The organism is Cupriavidus sp. SHE, assembly GCF_000812445.1.
GTDB lineage: Bacteria > Pseudomonadota > Gammaproteobacteria > Burkholderiales > Burkholderiaceae > Cupriavidus > Cupriavidus metallidurans.
Map to the genome: position 1 here is coordinate 58279 of NZ_JWMB01000021.1, position 18591 is coordinate 76869.

Here is an 18591-nt window from a genome sequence, read left to right on the forward strand (position 1 = left end):
GGGTCCATGGCCGCGCTTGCGGCCGCCGTCCTGATGAGCATGGCCGTGGCACCCGCCGCTGCCCAAACGCCGCGCGGTGACGTGCCAATCCACATCGAGGCACAGCCGCTGGCCGATGCCCTGCTGCAACTCGGCCGCCAGACATCGCTGCAACTGTATTTCCCGCCTGAACTGGTGGCGGGCAAACGGGCGCCGGCCGTGAACGGCACCATGCGTCCAGAGGCAGCGCTGGACTCGCTGCTCAAGGGCAGCGGCATCCAGTACCAGCGCAGCGGCAACCAGGGCTTCGTGCTGCGACCGGTTTCCGCGGCACCGGCCGCAGGAACAGCAGTGGCATCCGACACGCTCCACGCCACGGCCCAGCCCACCACCGTGCTGGCCGCGGTGGAGGTCACCGCGTCGCGGACATCGAGCGATCTGGTCCGCCCGACGCGTCAATCGACGGTGCTGGAACGCACCGAACTCGAGGAACTGAAAACGGGCTCGGACAGCCTGGCCACAGTGCTGTCCAAGGTGATCCCCGGCATGGCCGACTCCAGCCACACGGTGACAGACTTCGGCCAGACACTGCGCGGGCGCGGCATGCTGGTGCTGCTCGACGGCATTCCGCTGAACACCAATCGAGACTCCGCGCGCAACCTGGCCAATATCGATCCGGCGCTGGTGGAACGCGTGGAGGTGCTGCGAGGCAGTAGCGCGATCTACGGCGGCGGCGCCACGGGCGGTATCGTCTCGATCACCACCCGGCCAGCCGGCGGCGAGCCCAAGGCCGATACCACGGTGACGATGTCCACCCCGCTTTCCCGCCTGCGCGCGGACGGCCTGAGCGCCAACGTGCAGCAGCACTTCTCGGGCAGCAGCGGGATGCTCGACTATGCGTTCGACCTTGGCGCGCGCCATATCGGCAATTCGTATGATGCGAAGGGCCAGCGCATTGCACCGGAGCCAAGCCAGGGCGACCTGTTCGATTCGAACAACTACAACGTCGGCGGCAAGCTCGGCCTGCGCTTCGCGCCTGACCAGCGCATCCAGCTTGCCTTCAGCCATTTTGACGCCAAGCAGGACACGCGCTGGGCATCGGATCCGAGCGTGGCCAAACTGCCGCCGGGCAGCGTGCCCGCGCGCGCGCTCGACGGGCTGCAACTTGCCGATCAGAACCAGATCCGCAACACGCTCGTCAATCTCGAGTACGAACACCGCGACCTGCTCGGCAGCCAGTTGTCGGCGCAGTTCTACTACCGGAACTACTACAGCCGCTTCACGCCGTTCGACGCCCGCGCCGTGCCCGTGCGCGGCGGCAACGTCGACCAGGCGATGCAGGATTCCGAGGTCTTCGGCAGCCGCCTGACCATCAAGACGCCGCTCGGCGCGGACAAGCGCACGCGCGTGATCTGGGGCATGGACTTCGAGCAGGAGACCAGCGACATGCCGATCGACATCTTCGACCCGAAGGCGTATGACGCCAGCGGCGGCCGGATCTTCAACAAGATCGGCACGCTGACCTACATGCCGCCGATCACCACGCGCAGCATCGGCGGCTTTGCCCAGTTGCAGCACAAGTTCAACGAGCAGTGGTCGACCGAGGGCGGCCTGCGCTACCAGTACGCGCGGGCGAGCTTCAGCGACTTCGTGCCGCTTTCGCAATCGCGCGTGACCAATCCCGCCACCGTCAGCGGCGGCGCGGTCGACTACAGCGCCGTGCTCGGCAATATCGGCGTGGCCTACAAGCCGGTGAAGGACCACGAGTTCTATGCCGCGTTCAGCCAGGGTTTCAACCTGCCCGATATCGGCCTGCAGGTGCGCAATGCGCGCGCGGGTTTCGATATCGGCTCGTCCGACCTGCAGCCGGTCAAGACCAACAACTACGAACTGGGCTGGCGTGGCGCGTTCGGCAACACGCTCGGCTCGCTGGCGATCTTCTACACCACGTCAGACCTCGGCGACGTGCAGAGCTTCAACAACGGCCTGATCCTGACGCGCACCGCGGAAAAGATCTATGGCGTGGAAGCATCGGCCGACTATCTGTCCACCGACGAACGCTGGGGCGCGGGTGGCACCTTCACCTGGATGCAGGGCCGCGAAACCCCGCAAGGCCGTGATAGCCAACAGATGACCGGCTACCGCATCCCGCCACTCAAGCTGACCGGCTACGTGCAATACCGCCCCGTGCCGAAATGGAACAACCGGCTGCAAGCCACATTCTTCGCCGGCTACGACTACCGACTGAACGGCGTGACGAGCTTCGGCCGCCGCGACGTGAGCAGCTACACCACGCTCGATCTGATCAGCAGCTACCAGGTCACGAAGAAGGACACGGTCACCGTTGGCATCCAGAACCTGTTGAACCGCTACTACTACCCGCTCTACAGCCAGCTTCTGCGCAACAGCAACAACACCAGTCATCTCCCGGCGGCCGGCATCACGCTCACCGCCACCTACCAGCACCGCTGGTAACGGCGTGACAAGGCTTTTCGGGCCTTGTCACGGCCGGAGTTAGTAACGATTCTCATTGCCATGTACTACAGCGCCCCTTCAGCAAGGAGATTTGCACCATGGTCTGCAACAGCATCATCGAGAGTATCGGCAACACGCCGCTGGTCCAGCTACGCCGCCTCTTCGGCCGCGCGGACGCGGAGGTCTTCGCCAAGCTGGAACTGTTCAATCCGGCCGGCAGCGTCAAGGACCGGCCCGCGCGCTACATCGTGGAGAAAGGCCTGGCCGAAGGAGCGATCGGGCCGCACTCCCATGTCATCGAAAGCTCGTCGGGCAACCTCGCCATCGCCCTGGCGATGATCTGCGGCCTCAAGGGGCTGCGCTTCACGGCGGTGGTCGATCCCAAGATCTCGCCCACCAACCTGAAGATCCTGCGTTGCTACGGCGCGGGCATCGAGCAGGTGACCGCGAAGGACAGCCAGGGCGGATACCTGGAAACGCGTATCGAGCGGGTGCGTCAGATGCTGCGCGAACAGCGCGATGCGATCTGGATCAACCAGTACGCCAATCCGCTCAACTGGGAAAGCCACTACTACGGCGAGGCCGCCGAGATCCTGGCGCAGCTTGCCCAGCCGGCCGATGTGCTGGTGCTGGGCGTCAGCACGTCCGGCACCGTGCATGGTATTGCGCGACGGCTGCGCAAGGCGTGGCCGTCGATGCGCGTGGTAGGCGTCGACGCAGTCGGTTCCGTGCTGTTCGGCCAACCGTCGCAAGCGCGCGAACTGCCGGGCATTGGCGCCAGCCGCGTGCCGGAATTGCTGTGCCGGGACGAGATCGACGAAGTGATCCATATCGACGACTACACCGCCGCCACGGCGTGCCGGCGCCTGCTGGCGCGCGAAGGCATCTTCGCGGGCGGATCTTCCGGCGCGGTCGTCGCTGCCATCGAGCAGGTCCTACATGCCACGCCGGTCAGCCATCGGCCGCTGCGCATTCTCACCCTGTTCCCTGATCGCGGCGAACGCTATCTGGACACCGTTTATGACGACACCTGGCTCGCACGCATCGCCGCGCGTCGCGCCGTGCCGAACCTCGCCGCCCTTCCCACCGTTGCCTCATTGATCCCCGCCGGAGTGTCCGCATGACCAACTCGCCCACGCTCACAGCCACCGCCTCTCCCTCTGCATCGAACCCCTCCCAGACCAAGCCCGAACTACGCTACCTGAGCCGCGACGACCTGATCGCGCTGGGCGCGGGCCACTCCGACGCCTTCGTGCAAGCCATTACCGAAGGGCTCGCCATCCACGCGCGCGGCGAGCATGTGCAGCCGCTCAAGCCCTATCTGCGCTGGTTCGGCGCCGACCATATCGCCGACCGTATCATCGCGATGCCCTGCTACATCGGCGGCGACAACCCAATCGCCGGCATCAAGTGGATCGGCAGCCGCCAGCACAACCCCGCGCGATTCGGCCTGGAACGCGCCAGCGCGGTGATCGTGCTCAACGACGCCACCACCAACTACCCGGTGGCGATCATGGAAGGCGGCCTGATCAGCGGCATGCGCACCGCCGCCATCACGGCGGTGGCCACGCGGCATCTGGCGCGTAGCGGCTTCACCGATGTCGCCTGCATCGGCTGCGGCCCAATCGCCCAAATGCAGATGCAGACGCTCCTCGAGCAATTCCCGCAGATCCGCGCCGTGCACCTGTTCGATCTCTCGCACGACGCCATGCATGCGATGCGGTCGATGCTCGGCAGCCGCTTTCCCGCCGTGGGCTGGGAACTGTGCGGCAGCGCCGAACTGGCCGTACGCGCCGCCGACGTGGTGGTGACCTGCACGGTCACCGATACGCCGTACCTCGAACACGCCTGGCTCAAGACCGGCGCCTTCGTCTGCAACGTGTCGATCATGGACGTGCACAAGGACGTCTATGAGAAGGTCGACAAGGTGATCGTCGACGACTGGGACCAGTCCAACCGCGAAAAGAAGATCATCAATCAGCTCGTGCTCGAAGGCCGCTTCAGCCGCGAGCAATTGCACGCGGAACTGGGCGAGATCGTGATCGGCAGGAAGCCCGGCCGCGAGCGCGACGACGAAATCATCCTGCTCAATCCGATGGGCATGGCGCTAGACGACATGGTCTGCGCGCGCCACTTCTACCACCTGGCGCTGGAACGAAACGCCGGCACGCGCCTGCCGCTGCTATGAGTGGCGGCTTCCACGAACGCCTGCTGGTGCAGGACCTGATCGACGCGCTGTGGCTGGAGGACCTGCATGGATTTCGCAACCACGCGCGTGTCGTGGATCACGACGCCGGGCAAGGCGCGTCGCTCGTCATCGCGCTCGGTCGGGCGGGAGAGCTTCATGCACGCGGGCGACGCTTGCACGGCATTCGCCCGTTGGCCGTGAAGGATGCCACGTTGACACTGCGGCGCGATGGCGCGGAGGCGACGGTCGATGGCGCGGCTGCATTGGCGGCGCTACAAGCCGCCGACTGGTGGCCGCAGTGCAGCGAGCGTTTGCGCGCACTGTTCGAACTGGCTCGCGCCCAATCCGCCCACACATTCGACCACGAGGACACCATCGTGGAGAAAGCGCGCACCGCCCCCGAAGCACTGATGCACTGGGAAGCACTGACTTGCCTCCGTGACCGGCCCTTCCACCCCCTCGCGCGCGCCAAGGCTTGGGGGAACAAGGGGCGCCCCGACACGCCCGGGTACCACGCCGAAACGGGCCAACCGCTGCAGCTGCGATGGGTGGCGCTACCGCGCAATCAGGTGCGCGGCGGCGTACGCGTGCCGGAAACCGGCCAACCTATCGCCAAAGCCTTGTTGAGCCCGCACGCCTTCGAGCGGCTGCATACCTGGGCGGAGACGGCCCGGACCGATGCCTCTCACCTCTGGTTCCCGATGCATCCGTGGCAGCGGCGTCATCTGTCCGGCATGTCGTGGATTGATCTGGGCAACCACGGCGATGCGTGGCCCACCGCATCGCTTCGTTCGATGGCCGTCCCGGACTCGTCGGAGCCATATCCCTTGCACGTGAAGCTTTCGCTCAGCGTGCAAGCCCTGGGCGCAACGCGGACACTGCCACCCCGGTATCTCCAGAACGGCGTGCTCGCGCAGGCATGCCTTGCCCGGCTACAGGCGCGTGATGCCTGGCTGGGCCAGCACCTGTTCCTGTGCGACGAGCAGGACTGGTGGTCCTTGCGGCAGCATGACGTCCTGTCGCGCGAGCCCGGCGAACTGGCTTGCCTGTTGCGCCGCTATCCCGCGCCAGAGCAACTGCCGCCCGGTAGCTGGTTGATGCCGATGGCAGCCTGCGCCGCTGTCACCAGCGACGGCGATCTCCCCGCGTTGCGTGCGCTGGATGCCAACGATTCACAACAGGCATGGGACGGGTTCCAGCGCATCTCCCACCTGTTGCTGGAAGCCGGCCTGCGTTGCTTCGCGCACGGCGTCATGCCCGAATTGCATGGCCAGAATGTGCTGCTGGTGATCGCCCCGACGGAAAACGGTCCTGGCCTGCACGGCCTCGTGCTGCGCGATCACGACACGTTGCGCATCTGCCCGGCGTTGATGGCCGACGCTGGTGTGCCGGCACCCGACTATGCCATCGATCGCTCCACGCCTAACACGCTGATCCTGGACGCGCCGGATGCCTTGCTTGCGTACCTGCAGACGCTAGGGATTGGCGTAAACCTGTTCGCAATGGCGGTGGCCATTGCCGACGCGTATGGCGCCGACGAGAACATCGGCTGGCGCATCGTGCGTGAACGGATCGATGCCCTGCTACGCGAAGGTGTCATCGCCAGACCTCACGTTGCGGCCATCGCCCGGCATGCGCTGCTGGAAGCCGACACGTGGCCGTTCAAGCAAGTGCTCGCGCCATTGCTCGCGCGCGAAGCGATCGGCACGGGAATGCCCAGTGCGATGGGCCGCCTGCCGAATCCGCTACGCCAGCCGGAGCCATAGTCATGCGTCCCAATCGCCCCCAAACGCTGACAGTGCTGCTGGCCACACAGGTGGTGGCTACCACGGGTCTGATGACGCTCGTGCCGATTCTGCCGCTCTACCTGCAAGCCATGCCGGGCGCGCATGGCACCGACTGGAGCAGTGTCGCGCTGGCCGCGCCCGCGGTCGGGGCGCTCGCGGTGGCGCCGTTCACCGGCATCTGGTGCGATCGCGTCGGTCATCGCCCGGTCTTGCTCGTGTCACTGGTCGTCTTCACGGTCAGCGTGCTGATCCTGGCCACTTCGCAGCATGTCGCCGGATTCATCGTCGGTCGGGTGCTGCAAGGCGCCAGCGCTATCGGCGTGATGCTGACCGCATGCATCGGACACGTTAGCGCGCCCGCCTCGCGCAACCGGGCGTTTGGCCTTCAGGAGTCGGCGGTGGCAGCCGGCGCACTGCTGGGCCCGGTGCTCGGCGGCGTGTTGCAGGATGTCTGGTCACCACGCCCGATGCTGCTTGCGGTGGCGGCGCTCAATGCCCTGCTGACGTTGGCGCTGTCGACCCTGTTGCGCGACATGCCGACGCACACCGCGCCGGTGCCTTCCGCTGGCAAGCGCCGGCCCATCCGCGATGTGCTGATGCTGCGCCGCTGGCTGGCCGCCGCCTGTCTGTCGCAGGCGGGTGCGTTCGCGCTCGTCAACGTGTTCGTGCTCTACCTGCAGCAGCGCGCGCCGCACGATGCGCTGCTAGCCAGCAAAGCGGGCACGCTCCACGCGCTCGGCTGGCTCGCGGCGATGTTCGCCAGCCCCTGGTGGGGCGCGCGCAATGATCGCGTGGCGTCCGGGCGGCATTTTCTCCTTGCCGCGTCCGGATGCGCGGCGGCCATTGCACTGCTGCCGCTGGCCACCACGCTCTGGCAGATTGCGCTGCTCCGCGTGATTCACGGCGCGTTGTTTGCCGCACTGGCGCTGTCTGTGCTCGCCCATTGTCATCGGGTGCTTCCCGCAGCGCTGCACGGCACTGCCACGGGCGTGGCGCGAAGCGCGATGACGACCGGCCAACTCGTCGGACCGCTGGCCGTGATGGTCAGTCTGCCGCTCGGTGGCCCGAACGCCGCGCTCTGGGTGACGGCCGCCATGTTCGCCGTATCTGCCCTGCTGGTCTTGCCAGACCGTTCTCCTTCATTCGCCCCTGTCCATGATGCGAGGTGACACCGTGTCAATACTCTCAGTCGACCCTGCAGTCTCAGTGCCGCACGCCAAACGTGTATTCTCCGCGACAACCCCATCGGTCGATCCGGTGGAGCGGCGCCTGATCGAGCAGTTTTTCAACACCTACTGCCGCGAAAGCGGCATCCACGATCCCTGCGGCAGCGCTCACTTGCCGGCCGATCACGCTGTTCCCGCCACGCTCGACCCAACGCTGTCGATATGGCAGGCGTCGGGCCGCCGTACTGCCGTGATCGCACTGCCCCACCCCGATGGCAACCACCGATGGCTCGCGGCCGCGCTCGACTACGTATCACCGATCGGATACCACCAGGTCGCCCACGCCGCAATGCTCGATCCCGAGGATGGCCAGCCCACGCCACTGGTCCAGGCGGAGCCCCTCGTCGACGCCATCGTCGATGCGTTGGCCGCCAGCTTTCCTGCTTCAGCCACGGACGAATGGCCCGCGCGCTTTGCCGCGCTGATGCGCAACGGTGCGCAGAAGGCCCGGCTCTATCACGCCGATGCGCCCGCGCCTTCCGCGCCGTCGACCTTCATCGCCGCCGAGCAGCGCTTGCGCTTCGGCCATGTCTTTCATGGAACATCGAAGGCATCCGAAGGATTCACGCAAGACGACCTGCGCCGATACGCGCCAGAGTTCGGCACCGCGTTTCCGCTGCACTACCTGGCGGTAGCCAACGAGCACTTCGCGTCCCACAGCGCCGGTCACGGACCATTGCCGATTGATCCGGAGGTCATGGCGTTCGCCGCCCCCCTGCTGCGCGACGGCGAGTATCGGCTGCTGCCCTGCCACCCCTGGCAAGCTCGGCACTTGCTGCAGCAACCCGCCATCCGCGCACTGATCGCGCGTGGCGCGCTGCTGTCGCTCGGACAACGGGGCGAACTCGCCTGGCCAACGTCCTCGGTACGTACCGTGTGGCTGCCACGCCAGCGCCTGTTCCTGAAGCTCGCGATCGATGTGCGGATCACCAATTTCGTCCGCAACAATCCTCCCGAGCACGTGCTGCGCGCGCTTGATGCGAGTCGCGCCATCACGCGAGTACCGGCATCGGCCCGCGCCAACGATCGCTTCACGGTACTGACCGAGCTTGGCGGCGCGGTGCTGGCCGTCGACGACCCCGGACTCCGTGCCAGCACAGCGGTCATCTATCGTCAGGGCCTGCCCGAGCGGCATGGCGATACGGCCCAGGTGCTGGCGACTGTGCTGGAAGACCCACCGCATGGCACGAGTCTGCTTGCGACCCACTTGCTCCAGGCGCTGGGCGCATCACCGACGGTGGAAGACGTCAGCCGCTGGTGGGCGCGCTATCTGGAAGTCACCCTGCTGCCGCTAACGCGCCTGTTCGGTGACTATGGCATCAGCCTCGAAGCGCATCTGCAGAACAGCATGGTTGCCTTCCACGAAGGCTGGCCCGCGCACGGCTATGTGCGTGACATGGAGGGCGTCAGCATCAGCCGGCGCCGGTATCCCTGGGCGGACGACCTCTACGGCAGTCCGGCGCTCTACGACGACGACGCAGCGCTGCACCGTTTTGCCTATTACGTGATGGTGAACCACATCGGCCATTGCATCGCGTGCATCGCCCGTACCGGCCATTGCAACGAGGCAACGCTGTGGCAACAGACCGCCCGCGCCCTGCATGACGACGGCCCCACCGCCCGAACGGTACTGGCACAGCTCGCAGCCATGCCCACGCTGCCCGCCAAGGCCAACCTGCTGAGCTGCTTCGGACGGCACGGCGAAACACCGGCCTGGGTAGCCATCGCCAACCCGCTTCATCACCCGCACGCGTAACCGCCATGCAGATCGACGACTATCAAGCCCTGATCCAGAGCGATCACTATCGCCGTGCCACGCAACGCGTGATCCGCCAACTCATGGAGGCGCTGCTGTTCGAGGACGTGTTTCGCGACGCCCACTGGACCACCGGGTCCGTCACGCTCCCAGCCGTTGCAGCCGATGGTCAACCGGTGCGGTACCGTTGCGCGCTCAGGCGCATCGATGCGTTCGGCCGCATCCGTCTGGGCAACGTGATACGCGCGCACGGTGGCGACGAGACGGCGGCGGACGATGTATCGCGCCTGCTGCACGAGCTGGCCGGCCAGTTCGACGCCGATCCCCAGCGCATTCAGCAGTTCGCGATGGAACTGCTATCCACGCAGCTCAAGGATGCGCACTCGCACCACGCGAACGGCGCCAGCGGCCAACTGCTGCGCGACGCCGACTACGACACCGTTGAGGCACGCCTGACTGGCGCGCATCCCTACCACCCGTCCTACAAGTCTCGCCTTGGCTTCACCATGATCGACAACGCGCGTTTCGCCCCGGAATGCGCCTCGGCGGTACATCCCGTGCTGCTGGCCGCGCGACGGGATCGTTGCCGCACATCGGCTAGCGCCACCGTGCCCGGGCAGAACGCTGGCGCCTTGCTGAGTGATACCGCGCGTCAGCACTTTGACGCGGCGCTTGCCCGATACGGCGCTGACCCGGCCGACTACCTGCCGCTACCGGTCCACCCCTGGCAATGGGCGGAGGTTGCCGCGCCGACATTCCACGCCGCCTTCGCGCAAGGTGATCTGATCGCCATCGGCACACTTCCCGAGCGCTACCTGCCCCAGCAATCGATTCGTACGCTGGCCAGCCTGGATCACCCCGGAGCGCCATCGCTGAAACTGGCCATGAACATGGTGAACACGTCGACGTCACGCGTGCTGGCGCCGCATACGGTCTGCAACGCCGCGCCGCTGAGCGACTGGCTGGCCAGCCTGGTGGGAGGCACGACGTGGACGCCCCCGATGGCCGCGCCGATCCTGTTGCGCGAGGTGGCGGGCGTCAGCTACATGCCAGCGGCACCCGCTCAGGGACAGTACGGCGCGTTGTCGTGCATCTGGCGCGAAAGCATCCACGGCCATCTCGCCCCGGGAGAGCGCGCGCTGCCGATGACCGCCCTCGCCCACCGCGACAGCGATGGCGAGCCCCTGCTCGCGCCTTGGCTCGATCGGTACGGTGCCGCCACATGGGTGCGTCGACTGATCGAACGCGCATGGCTGCCGGTGCTGCACCTGCTGTGGGTTCATGGAATCGCCCTGGAATCCCACGCGCAGAACATGCTGCTGATCCACGTGGATGGCCTGCCCGAGCGCGTCGCGCTCAAGGACTTCCACGACGGCGTGCGTTTCTCGCGCCAATGGCTGTCGACGGAGCCGCCCGCGCTGACGGCCCCGCCGCCCGAGCACGCGCTGGTCAATCCAAACTCGTTTATCGAGACCGACGATGCCGACGAACTGCGCGACTTCACCTGCGACGCCCTGTTCTTCGTCAATCTGGCCGAGTTCGGCGCGATGCTGGCCGACCATGGCTATCTGGAAGAACCTGAGTTCTGGCGCATCGTCGCCGCCGTGATCCGCGATTACCAGGCCGATCATCCGGATCTGGCGGAACGATTTGCGCGCTTCGACTGCTTTGCGCCGACCATGGCCATCGAGCTACTGGCAAGCCGCCGCTTTCTGCCGGAAGTCCGCCTGCGCACACGCGACGCGCCGAACCCGCTCGCAAGTGCGCCCACATCAGCGGCTGCAACCAGCCTTACGACAGCCCACGCACCGACGGAGGCATCGTGCAATCGTTGAAGGAGCGCTTGTTCACGCCAGGCAGCGAACCCATCGTCGGCCTGTTCTGCTCAACGCCGACACCGCTTACGGTGGAACTGATCGCCGCCGCTGGCTACGACTTCGCGGTGATCGATCTGGAACACACGTTGATCGATGGCGCATTGCTTGGCGCGATGCTTCTGGCGGCACGTGCCAGTGGCATCGCTCCGCTGGTGCGCGTGGCAGCGTTGCATCAGGTGGCGCCGGCGCTGGACGCCGGCGCGCAAGGAATCGTCTTCCCGCGCATCACCAGTGCGGCGCGGGCAAGCGAAGCGGTGGCCTGCTGCCACTACACCTGCGGCATCCCGGCAGGCAGGCGCGGCCTCAATGCCACCTGGCACAGCGGCTACGGCCGAGACGATCTGTGCGAAGCCACCGAGGACGCCGCACGGCACACGCTCGTGGTGGCGATGATCGAAGACGCCGCGGGCTTGCGCAACGCCGATGAGATCGCGGCGCAACGGGGCGTCGACGTGCTGCTCGAGGGTGCGGCCGATCTCTCCCAGTCGCTGGGTGTGCCATGGCAAACCCGCCATCCGCACGTGCGCGACGCCGTGGAAACGATCGCCGCCGCCGCGCAGCGTCATGACAAACACTTCTGCGCCCTGCCCCGCACGCCCGATGACGCCGCCGCATGGCGTGCACGGGGCACGCGGATGATGGTGCTTGGCGACGATCGCGGCATCGCCCGCCGTGCGATGGTCGCCCACCGGCAGACGTGCATCGCCTAGCAGCATGAGGACATAAGCTGCCTCGAACAGGAACAACCATGGATCTGACACACGTTACCCGCTATATCGCCGGGCAGGACACTCGCGAGCCGGTCTGCGCCTATCTCTACGATCTCGACGATCTGCGCCTGCGCACGACACGCTTGCGGGCGGCGCTGCCGGAGCAATGCGCACTGTATTACGCCGTGAAGGCCAACAGCGACGCGCCTGTCCTTCGGGCCCTGCTGGGTGTAGCCGATGGCTTCGAAGTGGCCTCGTTCGGCGAGATCGAGCGCGTCCGCGGCGTCGATGCCGAAGTACCCATCGCATTCGGCGGCCCGGGCAAGACCGATGCCGAGCTCGAAGGCGCGCTGCGTCTTGACGTCGGCCTGATTCACGTGGAAAGCACGCTGCAGCTAAGTCGGCTGGATGCCGTAGCAAGACGGCAAGGCCGCTGCGCCGATGTGCTGCTTCGCGCGAACCCCGCCTACGGTCTGCCCGGCGCCACGCTCCGGATGGGCGGCAGCGCCACGCAGTTCGGCATCGACGAGGCCCTGCTACCCGATGTGCTGGCGCTGTCCCGCACGATGCCCAATGTGCGCGTGGTTGGCCTGCATGTGCACGCCGGGTCGAACAGTCTCGATGCCGACACCCATCTGGCCCTGATCGGTCGCCATATCGCGCTGGCCAAGCGCCTGCGCGACCTGCACGGCCTGACACTCGAGTGGCTGAACGTCGGGGGTGGCATCGGTATCGACTATCAGAATCCGGAGCGCCACTTCGACTGGGGCCGTTTCTGCCATGGACTGGCCGCCCTGCTGCGGGAGACCGCGCCGAATACGCGCATCGTCTTCGAGTGCGGCCGCTTTATCAGCGCGGGCTGTGGCTGCTATGTTGCCGAGGTCGTCGACCTGAAGCGGAATCACGACAAATGGTTCGCCGTGCTGCGCGGTGGCACGCACCACTTCCGGCTGCCCGTGTCATGGCAGCACAACCATCCGTTCCAGGTGCTGCCGAATGACCAATGGGACTATCCGTTTCCGAGGCCCGTGGTTGAGCGGCAGCCGGTGACGCTGTGTGGCGAACTCTGTACGCCGAAGGATGTGCTGGCGCGCGAGGTGCCGGTGGATCGGCTGCGTGTCGGAGATCGCATCGCGTTCACCATGGCCGGCGCGTACGGCTGGCATATCTCCCACCACGACTTCCTGAGCCATCCGCACCCCGAGCGCGTGTTCATCGGTGGTCAACCTTGATCCCACCAGGACGATTCGAAAGGAATGCTTGCCCCGGGGGCGAGCCCGATATACGGTGAAACCGGACGGTCCGGTGGTGTGTCGTGCTCACCGGCCGGTCCGGTAACGATCGGGAGCGCGTGCCACGGCGCGCCGTTCCGCAAGGAGAACAACCATGATGGAAATTCTGGACGGCTTTCCCGCAAACGTCGTCGCGGTGCACGGCAACGGCAAGCTGACGCGGGATGACTACGAGAAGGTGCTGATTCCCGCCATCGATGCCGTGCTGACCGGCCGCGAGAAGGTGCGCCTCTACTACGAGCTGGGGCCCGACTTCACGATAACGAGCATGGAGCCCGGCGCCCTGTGGGACGATTTCAAGCTCGGCGTGTCGCACTACCTGAAATGGGAATCCGTTGCGCTGGTCACCGACCATGACTGGGTCCGGCACTCGATCAATGTGTTCCGGTTCCTGGTGCCCGGGCAAATCCGCACGTTCACAATGAGCCAGTCCCGCGAAGCCCGCGAGTGGATCGTCGGGTAGATTCCCGGGCCGTTGTCATGCCGGGTGGCACATCGCCGCCTGGCATGACGAGGCGCGCTTAGTAGTCCACGGTCATGGACAGCTTGAACGTGCGAGGTTGGCCAACCACCAGATAGCCGCCATACGACGAGGCCCAGTAATCCTTGTCCGCAAGGTTTTCCACCGACGCACGCATCGTGTAGCGCATCTGCGCGGCCTTGAACGTGTATCGCGCGCCCAGATCGAAACGGTTCCAGGACGGCAGGCTGATCGTGTTGGTCGCATTGGCTTGCTGGCTGCCGGTCTGGATGTATCGACCCGAGACGGTCAACCCCGGCACGAAAGGCAGGTCGTATTCGGCACTTGCCGTCAGCGTGTAGTTCGGCACGCCAATCGCTTCCTTGCCCTCGGTCGCGGCATTGCCGGTGTTCGACATCTTCGTATCGATATAGCCGATGCCGCCCAGCAGACGGAGCCCGCGCACCGGCTCGCCAAACACGCTCCACTCGACGCCACGGTTGCGCTGCTCGCCAGCCACCGAGAATATGTTCCCTTGCGTAACGCCGTTGGGTTGCTTGATCTGGAAGAACGCAAGCGTTGTGCCGTACTTGCCCGCATCGTACTTGACGCCGGCCTCATCCTGCTTCGACTTGATCGGCGGGAATACGTCGTTCCGGTTCGTCGCGCTTGACGGCGGCGTTGGCCCGGCGGCCAGTCCTTCGATATGGTTGTAGTAGACCGACAGGTTCTGGAGCGGCTTGATCACGATGCCGAACATCGGCGACGTTGCCGAATCGCCATATGCGGTGACCGCGTTGGTGCCATACGCGTAGCCGCGCGTGTTGATCACTTGATGCCGGACGCCTGCCGTAAGCAGCACGCGGTCGTCCAGGAACGACATCGTGTCAGCCACCGACACGCCGTTCAGGTTCGTTCGGCCAGTCACCTGCGGATCGGTCATGCTGCTGCCCGTATATGCCGTGGCTGGACGCGCAACGACAGGGGCATCGTAAAGGTTGGTCGCGTACGTGCGGGACATCTCGTAGGCCGATCGTTTTTCCTGCTCCAATCCGGACCACCCCAGATTCACGCTGTGCTTGACGGGACCCGTCACGAATCGACCCCGAATCCCAACCTCTCCGGTGGTTGTGTCCTGCTTGAACGGCACGCTGAGCCGCTGCGAGGTGCCGAAGCCGTCGTTGCCGACCGTGGCGCCGCCGTAGTTGCCGATCTCGTTGCTGTGATGCATGCCGAAGGCCGCATACGCCGTCCAGTCCTTCGCAAAGTCGTACTCGGCGCGAATCGTCCCCCACGTATCCTCAAGCATCGAGTTCGTCCAAGGTTGCGCGAAATTCGAACTCGCCGACGGCACGGGCGGCAGGGCCGTCGCTCCCGAAGTCAGCTGGATCGTGCTTCTTCCCTGATTCACCGTCTGCTTCTGATAGCCAAAATCGGCATTGACGCGAAACGCCTCGCCCTGGTAATCGAGTCCGAGCGTCAGCAGACGCTGCTGGCGGTTCTCGGAGTCGACCGGGGTATCGCCCCCACGCGCCATCGCGTTGATCCGCGCCCCAAACTCCTTGGCGTTGCCAAAGCGGCGGCCGACATCGACTGCGCCACCCACTTGGGCATCACTGGTGTAGTCGATCGTTGCCTGCGTGATCGGCGCCACCGTGGCGTACTTCGGGACGAGGTTGATGCCCCCGCCAATGCCGGTACCGGTTGGCGATACGCCGTTGAGGAACGCGCTGGCGCCCCGGAACGTTTCCACCCGATCGACCGCTTCCGCCGCCACGAGCTGACGCGGCGCGATGCCGAACAGGCCGTTCCAGCCCAGGTCGTCGCCAGTCAGCTGGAAACCGCGCACCATGTACGTCTCGGAGAAATTGCCGAAGCCGTAGCTGGAGCGGATAAACGGATCGTCGGCCAGCACGCCAGCAATACTTCGTGCCTGCTGATTCTGGATGGCCTGCGACGTGTACGTCGTCATGCTGAACGGCACATCCATGAAGTCCTGATTGCCGAGCACGCCAAGCCGGCCACCGCGTGCGACCTGCCCGCCCGCATAGGGCGGCGGCAACTGATCAGGAGTTGCGTCGCCGTGCACGGTCACGGTGGGCAACGTCGCCGCGGCTTGCGGTGCGCCTGACGATTGGGAAGGCTGCGCGTCTTCCTGTGCCAGCGCCACGGACGGGAGTACGCCGGCTGCCGCCAGCGCCACGACCAGATGGCGCAGGTAAATCGGGGATGGCCGCAAGGCACGCGGTTGAACACTACGCTCTACAGCAAGAGACAAGATAAGACTCCAAAAGGAAATAACCCCCTTGCACCACGGCCCGATCCAAAAGCCGTAGGGGCAAGGCATAACCCGTGTCCGCGAATGTTTTTTTCCACCCGTTCGCTACTGAAAGCAGATCAATGCGAGGGCGGTGGTAACGCCAATGCCAATCGCCACGCGTGCAAGACGTGGCGTGGCACGAGGCGCCCAGGTGAATGCGCCGATCGCAGTCAGCGCACCGATTGTCAGAAGTCCAGTCCAGTAGATGACGCCGAAAGCCCAGCCCTCGGCGAACACGCATGCGGCCAGCGCCGCCAGTAGCGCCAGCGTGCCGAGCACGCGCAGCCGCGCGACACGCGCGGGGGATGGCGCGCTGCCGCGCCCGAACATGTCGGCGTGATGGCGCTCGATGGCCTGGGCTAGCCACGTAAAGCCGCCCACGGCAAAGGCAAGGCCGGCGACGCTCGCGGCTGGCTCGACGCTCATGGCGACACCTCCGCCGCGCCGTGCCTGACTGCAAGAGCTGCGCGTTTTTCGGGGCCCCGTTTGCCAAGCATCCATGCGGCGGCACCAATACCAATGCCGATGGCAAGCACGGTCAGATCGAAACCGGCGACGGCAATCGGGCCGTGACGCAGCGTTACCCCGAGGTGCGAGGTGGTAGTGATGGCGTTGAGCACCGGGAGTCCCGCGAACAACCCCGCCCCGGTCCACAGCAGCACGCACCACATCTCTCGCGTGGGTTTCCATTGCGCCAGCAGCGCCGCCACCGCCCAGGCACCGAAGAAGGCCTGGATCTCCATGCCGGAGCGCTGGGCCATGTCGACCGGAAGCAGCCGGTTCGCCCAGAAGTAAGCAGCGAAGGCAATCGGCAAACCCGCGATGACACCGAGGTTGAGCGCCTCGACGAGCCGCAGCCCGAACGGCACGCGCCCGATGGCGGCGATACGCTTTGCATGGCTCTGGCGCGTCTTGACCGCCCACAGCAACGCGCCAGTGGCCACCATCAGCGCACCGGCCAGCCCAGAGACAAAAAACAGCGCGCGCAGTAACGGCGGTGCGAAATGCGCCACGTGCAGGCCGACCATCGTGCTGCGTGTGGCGCTGGCTGCGGCCACGCTCTCGCCAAGCGCGGCCTGAACGGCAGCAGTGGTGCCCGAAAACACCATGACGGGCAGCGTGGTGCCGATATCGCGGCTCTCCGCACGCGTCAGGGAGACGGTGGCATTGGCATTGTTGGGCTGCTCCACCGCTATCCGCTGCGGCGGCGTGCCGTGCCAGCGCGCCATGGCCTGCTCCACCATCGGCGCGATCGGCGCCAGTGCCGCTGCTTCGTTCGCCGCCTTGACGCGCGGCGCGCGAGCCGCGAGTTCGGCCGTGAATGCCTTCTCGTCGCCCTTGTAGACAGCCTGGATGCCCCACGGCATGTACATGAACAGGAGTGTCACCAGGCCCGTATAGGTGATCATCAGATGGAATGGCAGCGCCAGCACCGCCAAGGCGTTGTGCCCATCGAGCCAGGAGCGCGGGCCCTTGCGCGGACGGAACGTGAAGAAGTCCGTGAAGATGCGCCGATGCGTGATCACGCCGCTGATGATCGCCACGAGCATGAACATCGCGCAGATGCCAACGATCCAGCGTGCCTGGACCGCGGGCATGTAGTGCAGGTCGAAATGCAGCCGATAGAGGAATTCGCCACCACGCGTATCGCGCGCGCCGGGAATCGGCATACCCGTGCGGGCATCGAGCGTGCGTGATTCGAGGCGCGCGCGATTGCCCTTGCCGGCATCGGCCGGGCCGGGCTTGCGCAACCAGAATACGGAGATCGCGGGACGCCGGGCATCTGGCAGGTTGATGAACCAGCGCTCGGCGCCAGGCGCCTCGCGTTGCAGGTATGCGTAGGCACGCTGCGCGACGTCAGCGGCGGATACGTCTCCCTCCAACGACGCGTGCAGCTCCGGCTTCATCCATAGCGAGATCTCGTCCTTGACGTAGCTTGCCGTGCCGCCGCAGAACACCAGGAACAGGACCCAGCACACCAACAGCCCCGACCACGTATGCAGCCAGGCCATCGACTGCCTCAATCCCGCCCCCTTCTTCAGTTCAGCCATCACGCACCGCGCAGGATCGACCATCCGGCGGCCATCAGCACGCCAGGCACACACAAGCCAATCCAGGCGCGCCACGCGGTACTGGCCGCGAACACCCAGATCACGGCCAACGCAAACCAGAGGAACGACATCAACGTCGCCGTCATCACGGCTTCCGACCGTGCGACATCGGTCCACCGCACCAGTGCCAGCGACAGGCAGCCAGTACAAAGGGCAGCCACCGCATAGCCACCAACAACGGCGGCAATCACCCGCGAGCCGATTGCCATGCGATATCCGACCGACACACGCTGCTTCATGATTCGACGACTTCCGTTCAGGCCCAACAAACACAAACGCATATGATAATGGTTTGCATTACGGATTCGAGCCGGGAACGATGAACGGGGGTTGTGCGTGGGGTAAGACATTGGCAGACATGTTGCTTTCTCGACGAATCGGCACCGTATGGGTAGCAAAAAGATAACTAC

14 protein-coding genes are annotated in these 18591 nt (G+C 65.7%); 10 read left to right on the forward strand and 4 right to left on the reverse strand.

Translation table 11 applies throughout. The annotated features are described in order from the left end of the window. Window positions 1–6 precede the first annotated feature (6 nt). The 10 genes from RN01_RS11275 to RN01_RS11320 all read left to right on the forward strand — a co-directional run bounded on the left by RN01_RS11275 (window position 7) and on the right by RN01_RS11320 (window position 13753). A complete protein-coding gene (locus RN01_RS11275) occupies window positions 7–2454 on the forward strand; it encodes a TonB-dependent receptor (RefSeq protein WP_024569184.1) in 2448 nt (815 codons plus the stop codon). A 98-nt stretch (window positions 2455–2552) separates the two neighbouring features. Continuing rightward, window positions 2553–3578 (forward strand): 2,3-diaminopropionate biosynthesis protein SbnA, encoded by a 1026-nt coding sequence (gene sbnA / locus RN01_RS11280; RefSeq protein ID WP_024569183.1) that lies wholly within the window; start codon window positions 2553–2555, stop codon window positions 3576–3578. After that, window positions 3575–4642, forward strand: coding sequence for a 2,3-diaminopropionate biosynthesis protein SbnB (gene sbnB, locus RN01_RS11285; RefSeq protein WP_024569182.1), 1068 nt, complete (start codon window positions 3575–3577; stop codon window positions 4640–4642). Before sbnA ends, sbnB begins: the two co-directional genes overlap by 4 nt. After that, window positions 4639–6408 (forward strand): IucA/IucC family protein, encoded by a 1770-nt coding sequence (locus RN01_RS11290; RefSeq protein WP_017514505.1) that lies wholly within the window; start codon window positions 4639–4641, stop codon window positions 6406–6408. Before sbnB ends, RN01_RS11290 begins: the two co-directional genes overlap by 4 nt. Before the next feature lie 2 nt (window positions 6409–6410). Next, window positions 6411–7598 carry an MFS transporter gene (locus RN01_RS11295; protein ID WP_017514506.1) on the forward strand — a complete coding sequence of 396 codons (1188 nt, stop codon included), beginning with the start codon at window positions 6411–6413 and terminating at the stop codon, window positions 7596–7598. After that, window positions 7585–9411, forward strand: a complete 1827-nt coding sequence (locus tag RN01_RS11300; protein ID WP_081092623.1) for an IucA/IucC family siderophore biosynthesis protein — start codon at window positions 7585–7587, stop codon at window positions 9409–9411. The genes RN01_RS11295 and RN01_RS11300 overlap by 14 nt, the downstream gene beginning before the upstream one ends. A gap of 5 nt (window positions 9412–9416) precedes the next feature. Then, complete coding sequence (locus RN01_RS11305; RefSeq protein ID WP_017515171.1) at window positions 9417–11246, forward strand: IucA/IucC family siderophore biosynthesis protein; 1830 nt, start codon at window positions 9417–9419, stop codon at window positions 11244–11246. Further along, a complete protein-coding gene (locus tag RN01_RS11310; RefSeq protein WP_017515170.1) occupies window positions 11234–11998 on the forward strand; it encodes an HpcH/HpaI aldolase/citrate lyase family protein in 765 nt (254 codons plus the stop codon). Before RN01_RS11305 ends, RN01_RS11310 begins: the two co-directional genes overlap by 13 nt. Before the next feature lie 38 nt (window positions 11999–12036). Continuing rightward, entirely contained in the window at window positions 12037–13230 is a 1194-nt protein-coding gene (locus tag RN01_RS11315) for a type III PLP-dependent enzyme (protein WP_024569181.1), read from the forward strand. A gap of 154 nt (window positions 13231–13384) precedes the next feature. Then, window positions 13385–13753: an STAS/SEC14 domain-containing protein gene (locus RN01_RS11320; protein WP_017514851.1), complete on the forward strand. Its 369-nt coding sequence runs from the start codon at window positions 13385–13387 to the stop codon at window positions 13751–13753. A 58-nt stretch (window positions 13754–13811) separates the two neighbouring features. Here RN01_RS11320 and RN01_RS11325 read toward each other — a convergent pair whose 3' ends face one another. The 4 genes from RN01_RS11325 to RN01_RS11340 all read right to left on the reverse strand — a co-directional run bounded on the left by RN01_RS11325 (window position 13812) and on the right by RN01_RS11340 (window position 18420). Next, window positions 13812–16028, reverse strand: a complete 2217-nt coding sequence (locus RN01_RS11325; RefSeq protein ID WP_223277310.1) for a TonB-dependent siderophore receptor — start codon at window positions 16026–16028, stop codon at window positions 13812–13814. Between the two features lie 105 nt (window positions 16029–16133). Next, window positions 16134–16496, reverse strand: a complete 363-nt coding sequence (locus tag RN01_RS11330) for a DUF3325 domain-containing protein (RefSeq protein WP_017514849.1) — start codon at window positions 16494–16496, stop codon at window positions 16134–16136. Then, complete coding sequence (locus tag RN01_RS11335) at window positions 16493–18121, reverse strand: PepSY domain-containing protein (RefSeq protein ID WP_024569180.1); 1629 nt, start codon at window positions 18119–18121, stop codon at window positions 16493–16495. The genes RN01_RS11330 and RN01_RS11335 overlap by 4 nt, the downstream gene beginning before the upstream one ends. Beyond that, window positions 18121–18420, reverse strand: coding sequence for a DUF3649 domain-containing protein (locus tag RN01_RS11340; RefSeq protein ID WP_017515063.1), 300 nt, complete (start codon window positions 18418–18420; stop codon window positions 18121–18123). The genes RN01_RS11335 and RN01_RS11340 overlap by 1 nt, the downstream gene beginning before the upstream one ends. Window positions 18421–18591 lie beyond the last annotated feature (171 nt).

Bases quoted from the DNA above. Each gene is read 5' to 3' on its own strand.
- RN01_RS11320 (WP_017514851.1), top strand. From the start codon at position 13,385: ATGATGGAAATTCTGGACGGCTTTCCCGCAAACGTCGTCGCGGTGCAC.
- RN01_RS11305 (WP_017515171.1), top strand. From the start codon at position 9,417: ATGCAGATCGACGACTATCAAGCCCTGATCCAGAGCGATCACTATCGC.
- sbnA (WP_024569183.1), top strand. From the start codon at position 2,553: ATGGTCTGCAACAGCATCATCGAGAGTATCGGCAACACGCCGCTGGTC.
- RN01_RS11330 (WP_017514849.1), bottom strand. From the start codon at position 16,496: ATGAGCGTCGAGCCAGCCGCGAGCGTCGCCGGCCTTGCCTTTGCCGTG.
- RN01_RS11340 (WP_017515063.1), bottom strand. From the start codon at position 18,420: ATGAAGCAGCGTGTGTCGGTCGGATATCGCATGGCAATCGGCTCGCGG.
- sbnB (WP_024569182.1), top strand. From the start codon at position 3,575: ATGACCAACTCGCCCACGCTCACAGCCACCGCCTCTCCCTCTGCATCG.
- RN01_RS11295 (WP_017514506.1), top strand. From the start codon at position 6,411: ATGCGTCCCAATCGCCCCCAAACGCTGACAGTGCTGCTGGCCACACAG.
- RN01_RS11290 (WP_017514505.1), top strand. From the start codon at position 4,639: ATGAGTGGCGGCTTCCACGAACGCCTGCTGGTGCAGGACCTGATCGAC.
- RN01_RS11300 (WP_081092623.1), top strand. From the start codon at position 7,585: ATGATGCGAGGTGACACCGTGTCAATACTCTCAGTCGACCCTGCAGTC.
- RN01_RS11275 (WP_024569184.1), top strand. From the start codon at position 7: ATGGCCGCGCTTGCGGCCGCCGTCCTGATGAGCATGGCCGTGGCACCC.
- RN01_RS11335 (WP_024569180.1), bottom strand. From the start codon at position 18,121: ATGGCTGAACTGAAGAAGGGGGCGGGATTGAGGCAGTCGATGGCCTGG.
- RN01_RS11315 (WP_024569181.1), top strand. From the start codon at position 12,037: ATGGATCTGACACACGTTACCCGCTATATCGCCGGGCAGGACACTCGC.